This is a genomic window from Natrinema sp. HArc-T2, assembly GCF_041821085.1.
Classification (GTDB): domain Archaea; phylum Halobacteriota; class Halobacteria; order Halobacteriales; family Natrialbaceae; genus Natrinema.
Map to the genome: position 1 here is coordinate 54,750 of NZ_JBGUAZ010000009.1, position 13,514 is coordinate 68,263.

Here is a 13,514-nt window from a genome sequence, read left to right on the forward strand (position 1 = left end):
AGAACCATGTCGATCCGGGAGGTTGTGGGACCGGACTCACTTGATCAAATGGTCTATGTTATTATGGTTTGGACTATTATCGTGTTCGCTTCTGCTTACATTCTTGACGGGCCAATTGTACGGTTAGAATCCCTCATTGGAACTGGAATTCTCCTTATTTGGGTCATCTGGGGTGTCAATTATCGTCTCCAGCAGATACAACAGGAACGGTACAAGCAGAATAAATAGATATTGAAGACGACAAGTAAATAGTGATAGTTCACCAAATATATCCAGCGAGGACATGATATAAATGCTCTTCCGATATTAGAATGTAACCTCTGTATGTCTAAACAAACTAGTCAACCTTCAGAACCAGCTTATTGGTGGATTGGTTATGTCATGCTTTTTGGCTTCCTATCTGCTGTTATTTCTATAACTCTCCAATCAGGTGTTTTTCCACATCCAGTTCCAAATTCGATCCTGAATATAATCGGATACAGTGGTATCTTTCTGATCCTGGTCGCGTTTTTCATCCAAATATTGCTTGAGTGATTAATATTTTTCTCACCTCCTGTTATTCTCAACCTCTCAATATCTAACAGGAAAACCTCGCACCCAATATTGTACTTTTGACGTTAAAATCTGACTTCAATAGTATCTGTGTACCTTCTGGTGACTAAGCTTTTAGAAGATAACACTACTTCGGGTTGCAGTTGGTTTCATGGTGGTTTTATAGTAGGGGTTTAGTTAAACAGATAGGTGTATTCTCTATGAGTGCTGGGACTGAATTAGTTGCTCTCGTCGTAATCATCTTAGGGTTGGGTGTTGCTTCACAGGTATTAGCTGACCGCTTGGAGATTCCCAGTGTACTCTTTCTCATTCTCGCAGGAGTTGCTGTTGGGCCTGAAGGGGCTGATCTTGTTGGATTAGAATCGTTCGGTGGTCCCGGTCCTCTCTCAGCGATTGTTGGACTGTCTGTCGCAATTATCGTCTTTGAGGGTGCGTTCCACCTAAAGCTTACAAAACTCCGGCAGACACCGCGTGAAGCGATTCGGTTGATTACAGTGGGTGCACTCATTGCTCTTGTTGGGACAGCTGCCGTTGTCAGATTCGCGCTCAATGTCTCGTGGGAGTTGTCGTTTCTTGTTGGCTCACTCCTCATCGCGACTGGTCCGACAGTCATCACACCAATTTTGGATGTTGTCCCGGTCCGAGATCGCGTCGCAGCAGCGCTCGAAACGGAAGGGATAGTTAACGATGTGACCGCAGCAATTTTAGCTGTCGCTGTCTTCGAAATGGTTGTTTCTGAGGAGACCGGGATACAGGTGTTAGTCGAAGAATTTGTTTCCCGACTTGGGATTGGTCTCCTCATCGGTGTCCTGGCAGCGGGGTTCCTCTGGTATCTCCTCAACCACGTTGATCTGTCTCCGTCGAATGCAGTCCGGAATTCACGACTAATCGTTCTCGTTGGAGCGCTTGCCACCTATGGAATCGCAAACACGATTATCACAGAGGCAGGTATTGCGGCGGTTGCAACAGCAGGGCTACTCCTTGGAAATGCTGGAGTCCCCTATGAGGACGAGATTGAGGCGTTCAAGGGCGATATCACGCTGATCGTTCTCTCATTTGTCTTCATCTCACTTACGACGCTCCTCTCTCTCGAGGATCTCTTTTCGCTTGGAGTCGGTGGTGTTGTCGTCGTCCTCGCTGTAATAGCAGTCATTCGCCCTGTTTCAGTGCTCCTCTGTACGCACGGAGAACAGTTCTCGTTCCGTGAGCAACTGTTCATGAGTGTCGTTGGTCCACGGGGAATCATCCCGGCAAGTGTAGCGACGCTCTTTGCACTTGAACTCCGATCATCGAACCCCGAAGCGGCGACTGTTCTCGTTGGAACTGTGTTTCTGGTGATTCTGACAACGGTTATTTTCGAAGGAGGGTTTGCCAGGCATATCGCACAAGCACTCAAGGTACTACCAATGCGCGTAATCATTGTTGGCGGTGGTCGTGTCGGTCGCGGCCTCGCCGAACGGCTGGAGGATCGTGGTGAAAATGTTATTCTTATCGATGATGATCAGGATAAAGTCGAGACGGCACGGAACGCTGGGTTCACTGTCTACCATGGCGATGGGACAGATATATCGGTTCTGCAATCTGCGGGCGCGGCGAATGCGAAAATTGTCGCTGCGGCAACGGGTGACGATGACACAAATTTACTCATCGCTCAACTGGCAAACTCGAAGTTTGACAGCGAGACAGTCATTGCTCGGGTGAATACACCGGGTAACGCCGATGCATTTGAGGAGTTGGGTGTGCGAGCAATTGCAGCTGACGAATCGATCGCCCAGTCCATGGATAATGCAATTGAACGGCCTGCTCTCTCGGAGTGGATGACTGAACTCGGTCGATCCGGCGACGTTCAAGAAATTGAAGTAACATCCGAAAAACTGGTCGGCAAATCGATTCGCGAGCTCGATCAAGAGCTCCCAGATGGCGTCTTAGTCGCACTCGTCAGTCGCGATGGTGAGTCGGAAGTACCTGATGCAGACTTGGTTCTTCAACACGGAGACCATCTCACGTTCGTCGGTCGGCGAAACGCGGTTCATGAGGCACTCGAGCAGTGCCACCCACACCTTCGTACCTAAGAATCGCGTTGGATTTTTCCACACGGTCGAAAAACCACACTGGGTTCTAGCGAGTCTCCAGAAGAAGATCTCAAAGTGCAGTGTTTAATCGTCTTATTGACGTGTTCCACGATAAATAATATATAATATGAAAAATAGTATGTAGATGATTGCGCCTCCAGACGTGAGGACCGACCGTCCCACGACAGCAATAAAGAGAATGAGCAGTGGGCCGACAAGCAGCAGTACATCGAAGACCCGATCCTCAGCGCCTGCCTCAAGGAGGTCTCCGACGACCGGGAAGTCACGAAGATTCATTGGTAAATCCCTCCACGACGGAAGAGTGCTCGGAGTGTTACCAACACGGGGATAATCTCGAGGCGACCGATCCACATATTGAACAGGAACATGAGTTTCCCAAGCGTCGGAAGCGACTCCGGCCCGGTGATGCCCGCGGAGAGGCCGACGTTGCCCTGAGCGCTCGCAACCTCGAAGATGACGTTCTCGAGGGTGTACTCTCCCTGTGGAAGTATCAGGAGAAGCACAAACATCCCAATGCCAAGGAAGACAAACCAGAGAAAGCCGATAATGGCTGCTTCCTCGAACTCCTGACGGACTTCCCGTTCGTCGAGCCGGCGACCGTTGATTTTCAACCGGCGAACTGCTGTCTTAGGATAAAAGACATCCGTGATACGGAATCGGATTCCCTTTAATAGCGTGAGAGCCCGGATGAGCTTAATTCCGCCGACTGTCGACCCAGCTGCACCGCCGACAATCATCCCGAAAACCACCGTGAGCTGGGCCTGTGCTGGCCACCGGCCAAGCGCGACGTTCGTCGAGTCGACTGCAGTCTGGAAGCCGGCGCAGGTCGCCGCCGAGACGAACTGGAAGGAGCTGTAACGAAACGCCGTAAACAGGGTGTCATACGTTTCGGTGACGTAGACGAGCGCGGTAAGAGCGAGCGTGCCAGCGCTCATGTAGATGAATACCCATCGAGTCTGGAGATCCGTATAGAGGTTTCGGAGGTCGCCTTGCAGGATGAGATAGTGCACCGGAAACGCGATACTACCGAGCAGCATGATCGGCAGGAGCGCGAAGTCGATAGCGGCGCTGTCATAGGTGGCGATCGAATTGTCGGTAATCGAGAATCCACCAGTTGATAAGCCAGTCATCGCGTGGTTGATTGCGCCCCAGAGAGGCATCCCGACAACCCAGAGTAACAGGATCGAGACGAATGTAAAGAGGAGGAAGATCCACCAGATCGTCTGCACTGTGGAGACGATACTCGGATGAATCCGTTCGGATCGCGCTTCGCTCTCATAGAGCGTCAGTGACCCACTGCCAGGGCGGGCGAGGATCGCCGTCGTCAGGACGATCACGCCGACGCCACCGACCCACTCGATGAACGATCGCCACCACTGCAGCGTCCGTGGTAAGACCTCCTCGTTGTCGGTCATCGTCAGGCCAGTCCCGGTAAAGCCGCTCATACTCTCGAAGACGGCGTTGAGTGGATTAGTAAACGCCGCGAGTGTCTCCGTCTGTGCCGGCGTCTCGAGGACTGGGAGCCCAAGCTCAACGGTCCACGCAATGAGGAGGAACGGGACCGATCCGAAAAGCGCGACACAGAACCAGCCCGTCGCGGCGATGATCATCCCGTGTAGCTTACCAGGCTGGGTCGCTTCCTCAAACGTCGACGCCAGGGCATAGCCGATACCAAGCGGGAGCAACCCGGAGACGACAAGAGCCGGAATCACATAGTATTCTCCCCAGACAAGCGGGACAAGCAGGGAAACGAACAGTAATCCGGCCAGCGCTTGGAACATGCGCCCTAAGTCTCGGCTGATCGTTTCCATCGCTTCGTTCATACACGCTTCACCTCCAGTTTCGTATTCCCACTTGCAGCGGTGTACTGATCAGCTGTTTGAGCTCTGATTCGCTGCCGCAGCTGGAGTAGTACATACATATAAAAACTCTCACCTCTAGTTTCGGTCATCATTTGGTTCTGTCTTCGGTATGACCGAATACATTGGTCAGTTCGGGAGCAGCGCCAAACGCCGAATAGACGGTCAGTAGATCACCGGCTTTGATCTCCATCCCGCCTTTTGGGGTAAGTGGTGAGTCCTGTCCTTCGCGCTCGATCGCAACGATTAGAACGTCGTCAGGGAGAACCTCCTCTTCCGCTGCCTCGACAATCGTTTTGCCATCGATTGGAGAATCTTCGGTAACAGTGATCTCGAAGACTTCTGCCTCTTCGCCGATTCGCATATAGTCGACGATCGCCGGTCGAGCGACCGCGCGGTAGAGATATTCGGCGATGAGCTCCTGTGGGTTCTCCATCGTATTGACGCCAATCTGGCGAAACACGTTCATGTGCTCGGGATCGTGCACAACTGAGACGACTGCTGGTACCTCGTGTTCCTGCGCGAGCAGACAGACCATGATATTGGTTGCGTCTCGGTCGGTCGTGCTGATTAGAGCGTCTGCTTCTTCGATACCGGCATCCATGAGTACCCCATGGGCCGTCGCATCGTCATTGAGAACCAGACAATCGTACTCACCGGCAACCCGATCAGCTCGTTCTTCGTCGTTCTCGATGACGACGACTTCGTTGCCCGACCGAGTCGTGATGTTGATCAGTGGCGTTCCAATATCTCCTGCTCCAACGATGAGAATATACATGTATACTTATAACTCGAGTCGCTGCATGATCACTTCCCGAATCGACATGGGAGACTCCTCTGGCCTACGTGCCATCATGACTGTTCCGTCTGTTTGTTCGCCAATGCTCTCCACAAGGGAGCCATTGTCTTTTCTACGGCATGGATACCTGTGACGCGGTGGAACTGATAGCGTTCGAAGATAGCTGCTATGTCCCGTGCGTTCGCCTCGTCGGAAACTGGAACAACGTGGTACAGAGATACACTCTACAAGAATTTGCATTAGCAGATCACTCTCTCAAATCTCCGATAAATGACCAGTTGAGGGTTTCTTCGCCATCTGGATGTCTCTCCCGAGTTACATGGTAGAGTGAAACAAGAGACGAATCGCCGTCGGAATCGTCCGTGTCAGGAGACCGCATTCGGACTAACGTGTATACTCCCTCATCCTCTATCGAGAGGACATCCCCTTTTGCTTCTTCGCGGATCTGTTGCTCTAGCGGCGGATGAGCCTCTTCAAGAAGCTGCTCGGCATATTCATGTACTGCGTGAAGTTCTGGTGGCTCAAGGGTATCCAGTTGCTCAACAAGGGCATCCGGGAGCTGCTCTGTGGGTGATCGTCCGTCGTCTGAATTGCTCATACATGGACCCCTATTCTGGAAAGCAAAATAACTTCCGCTGGATTTACGGATTCGTTCTCTTAATCGCGGCAATCTTTCTTATCGTTTAACGCCCTCGAGGTGACGTGTTCCCAGTGAAATCCCTACTTATCCATCAGACAGCATCGCATCTTTGGTGTGGTCGATGCTGTTTCCAATCGAGAACAAAAGTCAAGTTAAATGCCGAAAGGGAGCCAATTGTCTCGTATAAGTATGTCCAAAGGTATCGATGAGATCGATGAGGAGATACTGTATTATCTTACGCGGGAGGGTCGTCACACGTCTGCACCAGATATCGCTGAGAAAGTAGATGTCTCTGCTCCGACTGTCCGTAATCGGATTCGCCGTCTCGAAGAAGATGGGATCATTAAGGGCTACCATGCTCATGTGGACTACGAGCGAGCCGATGGCCGATTAGCAAATCTGTTCACCTGTACCACGCCAGCGACTGATCGGCAGGAACAGGCCCAGCGGGTGCTTGATATTCCTGGTGTTATCAACGTCAGAGAGATCATGACTGGCAAAGGAGATCTCCAAATCAAGGTCGTCGGGATGGATACCGATGACCTCACACGCATCGCACAGGATATTACAGCTCTCGGTATCGAAATTGATGATGAGGGCCTTATTCACAGAGAATATGTCCGCCCATACGCTCAGTTCGGTCCTCGGGAAAAGGAACCAATTTCGCCAGTAACCGGTGTTGCAGGTCTTGCTGGAGATGCAGATGTAATCGAAGTCATCGTGAAGGAAGGTGCACCAATCACTGGCAAAACGCTCCAACAAGCCAACGAAGAGGGCCTCATTCCCGCAAGCGTACTGGTGGTGAGAATTGATCGGGATGATCAGGCCATCACTCCAACAGGAGAGACCATAATCAGAGAGGATGACTTCGTGACGATTCACTCGCGATCGGGAATCACTGATGATACCTTAGAGGTGTTCACTGGCTAATTTGGCAGTGTAATTGAGGTACCCAACTGTTATGCTGTGTGTTATCTTCCTTCTCTTGTATGGGAAGTATACCTGACTCCTCTCATGGTAGCCTTCTTGCACATGTTCTTGTTCCGGTCGCAAACGAGAACGATGCCGAGAAGACAGCGATGGCGCTTGAACCGTACGATCCAGACAAGGTGACAGTGCTCCATGTTGTCGAAAAGGGAAAAGGCGTTCCAGATAAGACACCCGTTGAGCAATCCGAAAACATCGCTGCAGAATCGTACGCCGCTGTCCGCAGCGTATTCCCTGATGCTGATGAACACACTGCTTATGCTCGAGATGTCATTGACGCCATTTTTGAGGCTGCTGCTGAGATAGATGCGAGCGCTATTGCGTATCGTTCCCGTGGTGGAAACCGAATCATGCAGTTTCTGTCGGGAGATCGCTCGCTCAAACTCGTTACCCAAGCTAATCGGCCCGTCATCGCATTGCCGCAGGCAGATGGAGACATGTCAGCCGAGTGATCTCACACTCCCGGCGTCTCAACGACAGCCAAACAGCCGATTACGGAGTGAATCGACGGTGGGTCGTTCAGCCCAATAACACAGGAATTCACCGCTTCCAGAAGCTACCAGTGAACAGCACGAGCACGGGGATGATCTCGAGGCGACCGATCCACATGAGAAAGACCATGACGAGCTTCGAGCTGTCTGGGAACAGAAAGTAGCTTCCATAGGGTCCAACTGAGCCGAATCCGGGGCCGATGTTGCCGATCGTCGCGAGGCTGGCACTGAAGGCCTCGAGCGGCGTCAGCGTGTAGCCAATACGACTGGCATCAAGCGCGAGAAACAGCGTCGCAATGGCGAAAATAAAGAGATACATGAACGTAAATCCGAGGACGCCGCGGATAGCATCTTCGTCGACAACGTTTCCACCCAGGCGAATCGGCCGGACGACCTCGGGATGGGAGGCCGTAAACAGCTCTCGTCGGAGGACCTTGAGGACAATTAGCCACCGGACGACCTTGACACCACCACCGGTCGAGCCAGCCGAACCGCCGACGAGCATGGCAAAGAGGAGGACGATCTTCCCCGTCGAGGACCACTCGACGAAGTCGCTGGTCGCGTAGCCGGTCGAGGTCAGCAACGACGCGATCTGGAAGGCGCTCTGTCGCAACGAGTTCTCGAGGACACCCTCAGTGACGCCGCCAAGGCCCGCAAGCGCCGGTGCGGTGCCAGAGTAGAGCATCCCGGCGAGGAGGACGGTGAGACCAGCGATCGCGGCGATGTAGGCGCGAAACTCGGAGTTGCGAACGAAGCGGTGGCCCTCGCCGCTAAAGACGTGCCAGAACAGGGCGAAGTTCGTCCCAGCGATGATCATGAAGGGGATTGCCGTCCACTGGACAATCGCAGAAAAGGCCGCGACGCTGTCGGCCTCTGGGGAGAACCCGCCCGTCGGGAGTGTTGTAAACCCGTGGGCGATGGCGTTGTACAGCCCCATGTTGGGGGCCATCCCCGCGAGATGAAAGCCATAGAGCAATGCAATGTAGACCGCGGTAAAGGCGAAGTAGACGAGCCAGAGGATCCGCGCCGTTTCGGCGATCCGCGGCGTCAGTTTTTGTAACTCCGGGCCGGGCGCTTCCGACTCGATGAGCTGGGCACCGCTGACAGCGACTTCCGGGAGGATCGCGACCATCAACACGATGATCCCCATCCCGCCGAGCCACTGGGTGAGCTGTCGCCACATCATCACGGCGTGGGAGTGCCGTTCCAGCGAGATTTCCCCGAGGACGGTCGCCCCAGTCGTCGTGAAGCCGGACATTGACTCGAACAGCGCGTTGACGGGATCGGCAAGCGTCGACTCGGTCCCCCAGCCCGCGAGTACGTACGGGACCGCGCCCACGGCGGCGACGGCGAGCCATGAAATCGCGACAAACAACATCGCTTCCCGGATCTGCAGGTTCGGCTCGACCTCGAGCTGCTCGAGGCCGTAACCGACGGTGATCGTCAGTGCAATTGTTGCGATGAACGGGAACAGGGGATCGCCGTAGATGAGCGCCACGACGATTGGGATCACTAACGGAACGGAGAGATACTTGAGAACGGTCCCAACGAGCGCGAAGCTGGCGCGCCAGTCAGTTCGCAGCCGCATCGAACACCCCACTCGAATAGTCACATATAGACATAGTTGTAATGGCCTTTCGCTAAGGCCATAATGAATCCATCGTGACTGCCACAAGGTAAGCGAGGGAGTGCTTGGGGCTTGACCTCAAGTATGGTTGAGTGAAGGTTCTTTATGCGGCTCGTGTGTATTATGAACTATGCACATTCGATTACCAAGCGTTCGCCATCCGCACTCGTTTTACGATGTCTTCGGTGTTTCCGCTATTGCGGTGGCGATCATGGCCCTTGTCCTTACCATCTGGCATGGCTCATTTATCCGGATTGAGATGGTCGTGTTCATGGCGATAGTTTTTCTATGGGCCGGATGGGCAATTGAGCGGATCCTAGCCGAATCCGAAGAACGGTCGAAGCAACGAGGGAAGAAACCGCCTTGGTGGGACCAGTAACGGCGGTGGCTGTTATTTTACGTGAACCGCCTCGGGGCTTGACCACGGGACACTCGGCCTGCTCCGCCCGTAGGTTGGCTAACGTCGCTTGAGGCCGCGATATGCACGTCACCGAAGCGGTATATTTTCATCGGAGACGCAATAAGGCAGACACAATGTACATCATTGTCGTCGGGGCAGGCGATATCGGTATCCCCCTAATCGACATCGCGACCCAATCAGGGAACGAAGTCGTCGTCATCGAGAAAGATCCCGAGCGCGCGGATCGGGCTGCCGGTGAGTACGACTGTCTGATCCTCAACGACGATGCTACGTCCCACGAAGCGCTTATTGACGCCGGAATTGGGAAGGCCGACGCCCTGATTAGCACAACTGACCGGGATGCGACCAACATCATGGTCTGTCTGCTCGCACAGGAACACAACGTTCCCGCGATCGTGTCAGTCGTCCATGATCCCGATCACATGAACGTGTTTCGCCAAATTGGGGTCAATACGATGGAGAACCCACAGGAACTTATTGCCGAATATCTCTACCGGTCGGTCGCCCGGCCAGCCATTGTTGATTATATGCGAATTGGCGAGGAGGCGGAGGTGTTTGAGATCCGGGTCACTGATAACGCACCGATCGTCGGGAAGACAATCCTCGAGGCTGCAAATAAGGAAATCATTCCTGACGATGTCTTGATCGTTGCCATCGAACGTGAAGGCCAGGATCCTCCGATTACCCCTCAGGGAAGTACGACCATCCAAACAGGCGATTTGTTGACTGTCTATTCGGGATTCGGTGCCGATCCCGAACTTACGAACGTATTTGGTCACTATGAGGATCGAGTGAAATGATGACCTACCTGATCGGTTGCGAACCTGTAGCTGTCGGCACCGACTGCGATAAGACTAGGTTTGGACACATCTCAGTTTTCGACGTGTATATCAACCGCGACCAGGCAGTGAGCGATATATGAATAAGGCGGCCGAAACGATTGGCCGAGATCTAGGGCGGATCTTTCAGGCGTTGGCTGGTCTCCTGCTTATTTCGCTGCTCGTTCCACTGGTTTGGGGCGAGTATTGGGCGATGCCAGCGTTATTCGTTTCTGGACTGTTACCGTTCCTCATCGGCTATATCCTAACAACACGGTTTCAGGGGGCTGCCCAACCCAGCAAGCTACATGGGATGATCATCGCCGCGACGGGCTGGTTCTGCGTCGCGCTCTTCGGATCGGTCCCGTTCCTTCTCATCGCGTGGACCGTTGAGATCGGATTGCCAGTCATTGAGACACCGTCTCAGACAGAGACCCTCTCGGCCTTCACCAATCCGCTTAACGCCATCTTCGAGAGTATGAGTGGGTTTACTGGCACTGGGCTAACAATGACCGACAACGAAGAAGTCTTGCCGCGAACGTTGCAGTGGTGGCGGTCATTCATTGAGTGGGTTGGCGGTGTCGGCGTGATCGTTCTCACTACGGCGATTCTTTCACGTCCTGGGAGTGGTTCATTGACGCTTTACGAGAGTGAAGCTCGGTCCGAGCGGATTCACCCGAGCATTGTTTCGACCGTCCAGACAATCTGGTGGATATTTCTTTTGTTCACGTTTGCCTCAATTCTTCTACTCTGGGTTGTCGGCATGCCGCTCTGGGGTGCGATCAACCACGCGATGACGGGACTTTCGACTGGAGGATTCTCGATTACCGACAACTCGATCGCCACCTACGATAGCGCTGCTATTGACTTTGCACTTCTGCCAATCATGTTGCTTGGAAGTATCGCCTTCCCAGTCCACTACCTCATTCTGCAAGGCGACCTCCGAAACTTCTATACAGATCTCCAGACGAGGTGGGTATTTATTTATATGAGTGCTGGTACACTCGTCCTCACCGCATTCGTCTATGCCACTGAGACGTATGAGACTCTCTTTACTGCGTTTCGCTACGGTTCCTTTCAGTTCGTTTCGGCAGCGACTTGCGCCGGCTTTCAGACTGCTACCGATACGACTAATGTCGCACTTGGTCGGTGGCCAGCTCACGCCCAGCTCACGGTGGTCTTTGGGATGATCGTCGGTGGTGCAGCCGGGTCGACAGCTGGAGGGATCAAGCTAATTCGGTCGCTCACTCTCCTCAAAGGGATCCGCTTCCGTATCGCGGAGGTTTTTTATCCTGAGACAGCCGTTCGCCGGTTGCAAATCAACGGTCGCCGTCTCAACGAACGAGAGGTACGCCAAGAATTCGAAGAGGCGGCAATCATCGGCTTCCTCTGGTTTGTCTTCCTCGCTGTCAGTACTTTCATTCTTCTAGTGATTCTTCCACAGAACGAGTACGCTCTTGAAAACGTCATCTTTGAAGTCGCCAGTGCACAGGGCAACGTCGGCCTCTCTGCAGGTATCACCGGGCCTGAGTCGCTGCCGACGCTCGGCAAGATTATGTTCCTATTCAACATGTGGATTGGCCGTCTCGAGATCATTCCCGTCCTCGTTACACTGCGGACAGTTTTGGATCGTGGAGGGTTATACCGATGAAAATCGGTGACCTCCCGTTTGTCGGCGATCCTCTTGAGGGCGGTGCTGAGGACCAGGTCTTTGATTCGCTATTATTGCTTGGTCCAGTCATCATTGCACTTATCGCCATCGTCGGACGATCGGTGCTTACGACCGCTATCGCAGTCGCATATCTCTCAAGTTTCGTCGGGTATGTCTTGTATCAAGGCATACACAAAGGAGCGTGACATCCTCCGCGCCGTAAACGGCGCGGCTTCCCGTACTGCGGGTGGGATATTTACTGGTCTACGATACGACCTGTTCTCTCGTCTGAAACGTCCCGCTCTCGCGGTCGAACAGGTGTACCGATGGCTGTGCCACACAGCCGTTACTCCTATCCTCACCGTGAGGACTCGGAGTTATCTTCTGGCGCATGTTTTCCGCTCCGTTACAGTCCGCGTTGGCTACCAACTCACACGACTCACAGACATACAGGCCACGTTCGACACGGTTCGACTTCGTCGCATCGCCACAGCGTGAGCAGGTCTTACTGGTATCCCACTCGTTCTCCTTCAGCACCTCGACGCCACGAATCTCGCCTTTGTATGCGAGGTACTGGTAGATGCGGTCAAACGCCCACGAGTGCAACTTCTTGTTCCCCGTCTTCCCCTAGTCGGACTCTCGAACGTCTTCGGGCCAACTCACTGCGAGCGTTCCAACACCGCGTTCGACACATTCAGTGATGATGGTGTCCGTGAGAACGTGGTAAAAATGCGTCTCGCGGTCTGCGAGTTTCCGACGCGCCCACATCGACTTCTCTGACGGGCCGTTCTCACCTTCGGTGTCGTACTCGGCCCGGGTGAAGTAATGCTTGTCCTGTTTGAGCGAGTTGCCGGGGTACAGGACGTATTCGTTGGGGAATGCGACCGTGGCGAGATTCGTGATGCCGAGGTCGATGCCTGCTACCCCGTCGCCTGCGGAGTCGTTGGTTTCGCGGTCGACTTTGCAGACGAAGTGTAGTTCCCACTCGTCACCGTTCCAGACGGCGCGAACGTTCTGCACTCGGGCGACTTCTGAGAGATTGACATCTGGCCGAGTCTGGTACTCACAGAGGATGAAGTCCGACCAATTCTCTTTCAGGTTCGACCCTTTCGAGAGTCGGACACGGTTGTTCTCGGGATCGTGTTTGAAGCCGTCTGTTTTAAACGTGACCGTACTGCGCGGTCGTTCGTCACCGTGTTTGCGGTAGCCGGGCGGATTCGCCGTCTCGTTGTTCTGTCGTAGATCGAACCATGACTGGAAAGCGTCGGAAAGTTCTTCGATGACTTTCTGACTGGATTGTGCGTTCAGGTCTTTCCAACACGGTTGGTTCTTCATGTACGCTTTCAACGTTCCTTCATCGGGGATTTCACCGGTTTCATCCCAGATGCGATCGGCTGTCCAGCGTGCAACGTTCCAGAGTTTCGAGACGGAATCGCCGAGCGAATCGAGGTCACCGCAGACCTGCCGCTGGTTCTGGATGGAACCAACGTAGGTACGAGTAACCTGAATCGCCACACATAGGCTATGTAGATAAACCAATTTAATGGTGTGGATTATCGTAGAATATCCAGTCTGC

At 53.5% G+C, this 13,514-nt stretch carries 11 protein-coding genes and 1 pseudogene; 6 read left to right on the forward strand and 6 right to left on the reverse strand.

The features are described from left to right. Positions 1 to 752 precede the first annotated feature (752 nt). Positions 753 to 2,624, forward strand: a complete 1,872-nt coding sequence (locus ACERI1_RS16860; RefSeq protein ID WP_373619626.1) for a cation:proton antiporter — start codon at positions 753 to 755, stop codon at positions 2,622 to 2,624. A 93-nt stretch (positions 2,625 to 2,717) separates the two neighbouring features. Here ACERI1_RS16860 and ACERI1_RS16865 read toward each other — a convergent pair whose 3' ends face one another. The 4 genes from ACERI1_RS16865 to ACERI1_RS16880 form a co-directional block, all read right to left on the reverse strand. After that, complete coding sequence (locus tag ACERI1_RS16865) at positions 2,718 to 2,921, reverse strand: hypothetical protein (protein ID WP_373619627.1); 204 nt, start codon at positions 2,919 to 2,921, stop codon at positions 2,718 to 2,720. Further along, positions 2,918 to 4,468, reverse strand: a complete 1,551-nt coding sequence (locus ACERI1_RS16870) for a TrkH family potassium uptake protein (protein ID WP_373619628.1) — start codon at positions 4,466 to 4,468, stop codon at positions 2,918 to 2,920. Before ACERI1_RS16870 ends, ACERI1_RS16865 begins: the two co-directional genes overlap by 4 nt. Positions 4,469 to 4,595: 127 nt before the next feature. Beyond that, the gene (locus ACERI1_RS16875; RefSeq protein WP_373619629.1) at positions 4,596 to 5,282 is read right to left on the reverse strand and encodes a TrkA family potassium uptake protein; all 687 of its coding nucleotides are present in this window, start codon (positions 5,280 to 5,282) and stop codon (positions 4,596 to 4,598) included. Between the two features lie 268 nt (positions 5,283 to 5,550). Beyond that, the gene (locus tag ACERI1_RS16880; RefSeq protein WP_373619630.1) at positions 5,551 to 5,901 is read right to left on the reverse strand and encodes a hypothetical protein; all 351 of its coding nucleotides are present in this window, start codon (positions 5,899 to 5,901) and stop codon (positions 5,551 to 5,553) included. 231 nt (positions 5,902 to 6,132) lie between these two features. Between ACERI1_RS16880 and ACERI1_RS16885 the strand changes: the two genes are divergently transcribed. Together ACERI1_RS16885 and ACERI1_RS16890 are read left to right on the forward strand one after the other, a co-directional pair. Next, on the forward strand, positions 6,133 to 6,873 hold the full coding sequence (locus ACERI1_RS16885) for a winged helix-turn-helix transcriptional regulator (protein WP_373619631.1): 741 nt from the start codon (positions 6,133 to 6,135) through the stop codon (positions 6,871 to 6,873). A gap of 59 nt (positions 6,874 to 6,932) precedes the next feature. Beyond that, entirely contained in the window at positions 6,933 to 7,382 is a 450-nt protein-coding gene (locus ACERI1_RS16890) for a universal stress protein (protein ID WP_373619632.1), read from the forward strand. Between the two features lie 88 nt (positions 7,383 to 7,470). Here ACERI1_RS16890 and ACERI1_RS16895 read toward each other — a convergent pair whose 3' ends face one another. Next, positions 7,471 to 9,009: a TrkH family potassium uptake protein gene (locus tag ACERI1_RS16895; RefSeq protein ID WP_373619633.1), complete on the reverse strand. Its 1,539-nt coding sequence runs from the start codon at positions 9,007 to 9,009 to the stop codon at positions 7,471 to 7,473. 573 nt (positions 9,010 to 9,582) lie between these two features. On the opposite strand from ACERI1_RS16895, the gene ACERI1_RS16900 reads away from it, so the two are divergent. The 3 genes from ACERI1_RS16900 (at position 9,583) to ACERI1_RS16910 (ending at position 12,144) form a co-directional block, all read left to right on the forward strand. Beyond that, on the forward strand, positions 9,583 to 10,269 hold the full coding sequence (locus ACERI1_RS16900; RefSeq protein ID WP_130501563.1) for a TrkA family potassium uptake protein: 687 nt from the start codon (positions 9,583 to 9,585) through the stop codon (positions 10,267 to 10,269). A 118-nt stretch (positions 10,270 to 10,387) separates the two neighbouring features. Then, complete coding sequence (locus ACERI1_RS16905) at positions 10,388 to 11,938, forward strand: TrkH family potassium uptake protein (RefSeq protein WP_373619634.1); 1,551 nt, start codon at positions 10,388 to 10,390, stop codon at positions 11,936 to 11,938. After that, entirely contained in the window at positions 11,935 to 12,144 is a 210-nt protein-coding gene (locus tag ACERI1_RS16910; RefSeq protein WP_373619635.1) for a hypothetical protein, read from the forward strand. The genes ACERI1_RS16905 and ACERI1_RS16910 overlap by 4 nt, the downstream gene beginning before the upstream one ends. A 58-nt stretch (positions 12,145 to 12,202) precedes the next feature. Here ACERI1_RS16910 and ACERI1_RS16915 read toward each other — a convergent pair. Then, positions 12,203 to 13,453 (reverse strand): annotated as a pseudogene (locus ACERI1_RS16915) (RNA-guided endonuclease InsQ/TnpB family protein). Between the last annotated feature and the right edge of the window lie 61 nt (positions 13,454 to 13,514).

Bases quoted from the DNA above. Each gene is read 5' to 3' on its own strand.
- ACERI1_RS16860 (WP_373619626.1), top strand. From the start codon at position 753: ATGAGTGCTGGGACTGAATTAGTTGCTCTCGTCGTAATCATCTTAGGG.
- ACERI1_RS16865 (WP_373619627.1), bottom strand. From the start codon at position 2,921: ATGAATCTTCGTGACTTCCCGGTCGTCGGAGACCTCCTTGAGGCAGGC.
- ACERI1_RS16870 (WP_373619628.1), bottom strand. From the start codon at position 4,468: ATGAACGAAGCGATGGAAACGATCAGCCGAGACTTAGGGCGCATGTTC.
- ACERI1_RS16875 (WP_373619629.1), bottom strand. From the start codon at position 5,282: ATGTATATTCTCATCGTTGGAGCAGGAGATATTGGAACGCCACTGATC.
- ACERI1_RS16880 (WP_373619630.1), bottom strand. From the start codon at position 5,901: ATGAGCAATTCAGACGACGGACGATCACCCACAGAGCAGCTCCCGGAT.
- ACERI1_RS16885 (WP_373619631.1), top strand. From the start codon at position 6,133: ATGTCCAAAGGTATCGATGAGATCGATGAGGAGATACTGTATTATCTT.
- ACERI1_RS16890 (WP_373619632.1), top strand. From the start codon at position 6,933: ATGGGAAGTATACCTGACTCCTCTCATGGTAGCCTTCTTGCACATGTT.
- ACERI1_RS16895 (WP_373619633.1), bottom strand. From the start codon at position 9,009: ATGCGGCTGCGAACTGACTGGCGCGCCAGCTTCGCGCTCGTTGGGACC.
- ACERI1_RS16900 (WP_130501563.1), top strand. From the start codon at position 9,583: ATGTACATCATTGTCGTCGGGGCAGGCGATATCGGTATCCCCCTAATC.
- ACERI1_RS16905 (WP_373619634.1), top strand. From the start codon at position 10,388: ATGAATAAGGCGGCCGAAACGATTGGCCGAGATCTAGGGCGGATCTTT.
- ACERI1_RS16910 (WP_373619635.1), top strand. From the start codon at position 11,935: ATGAAAATCGGTGACCTCCCGTTTGTCGGCGATCCTCTTGAGGGCGGT.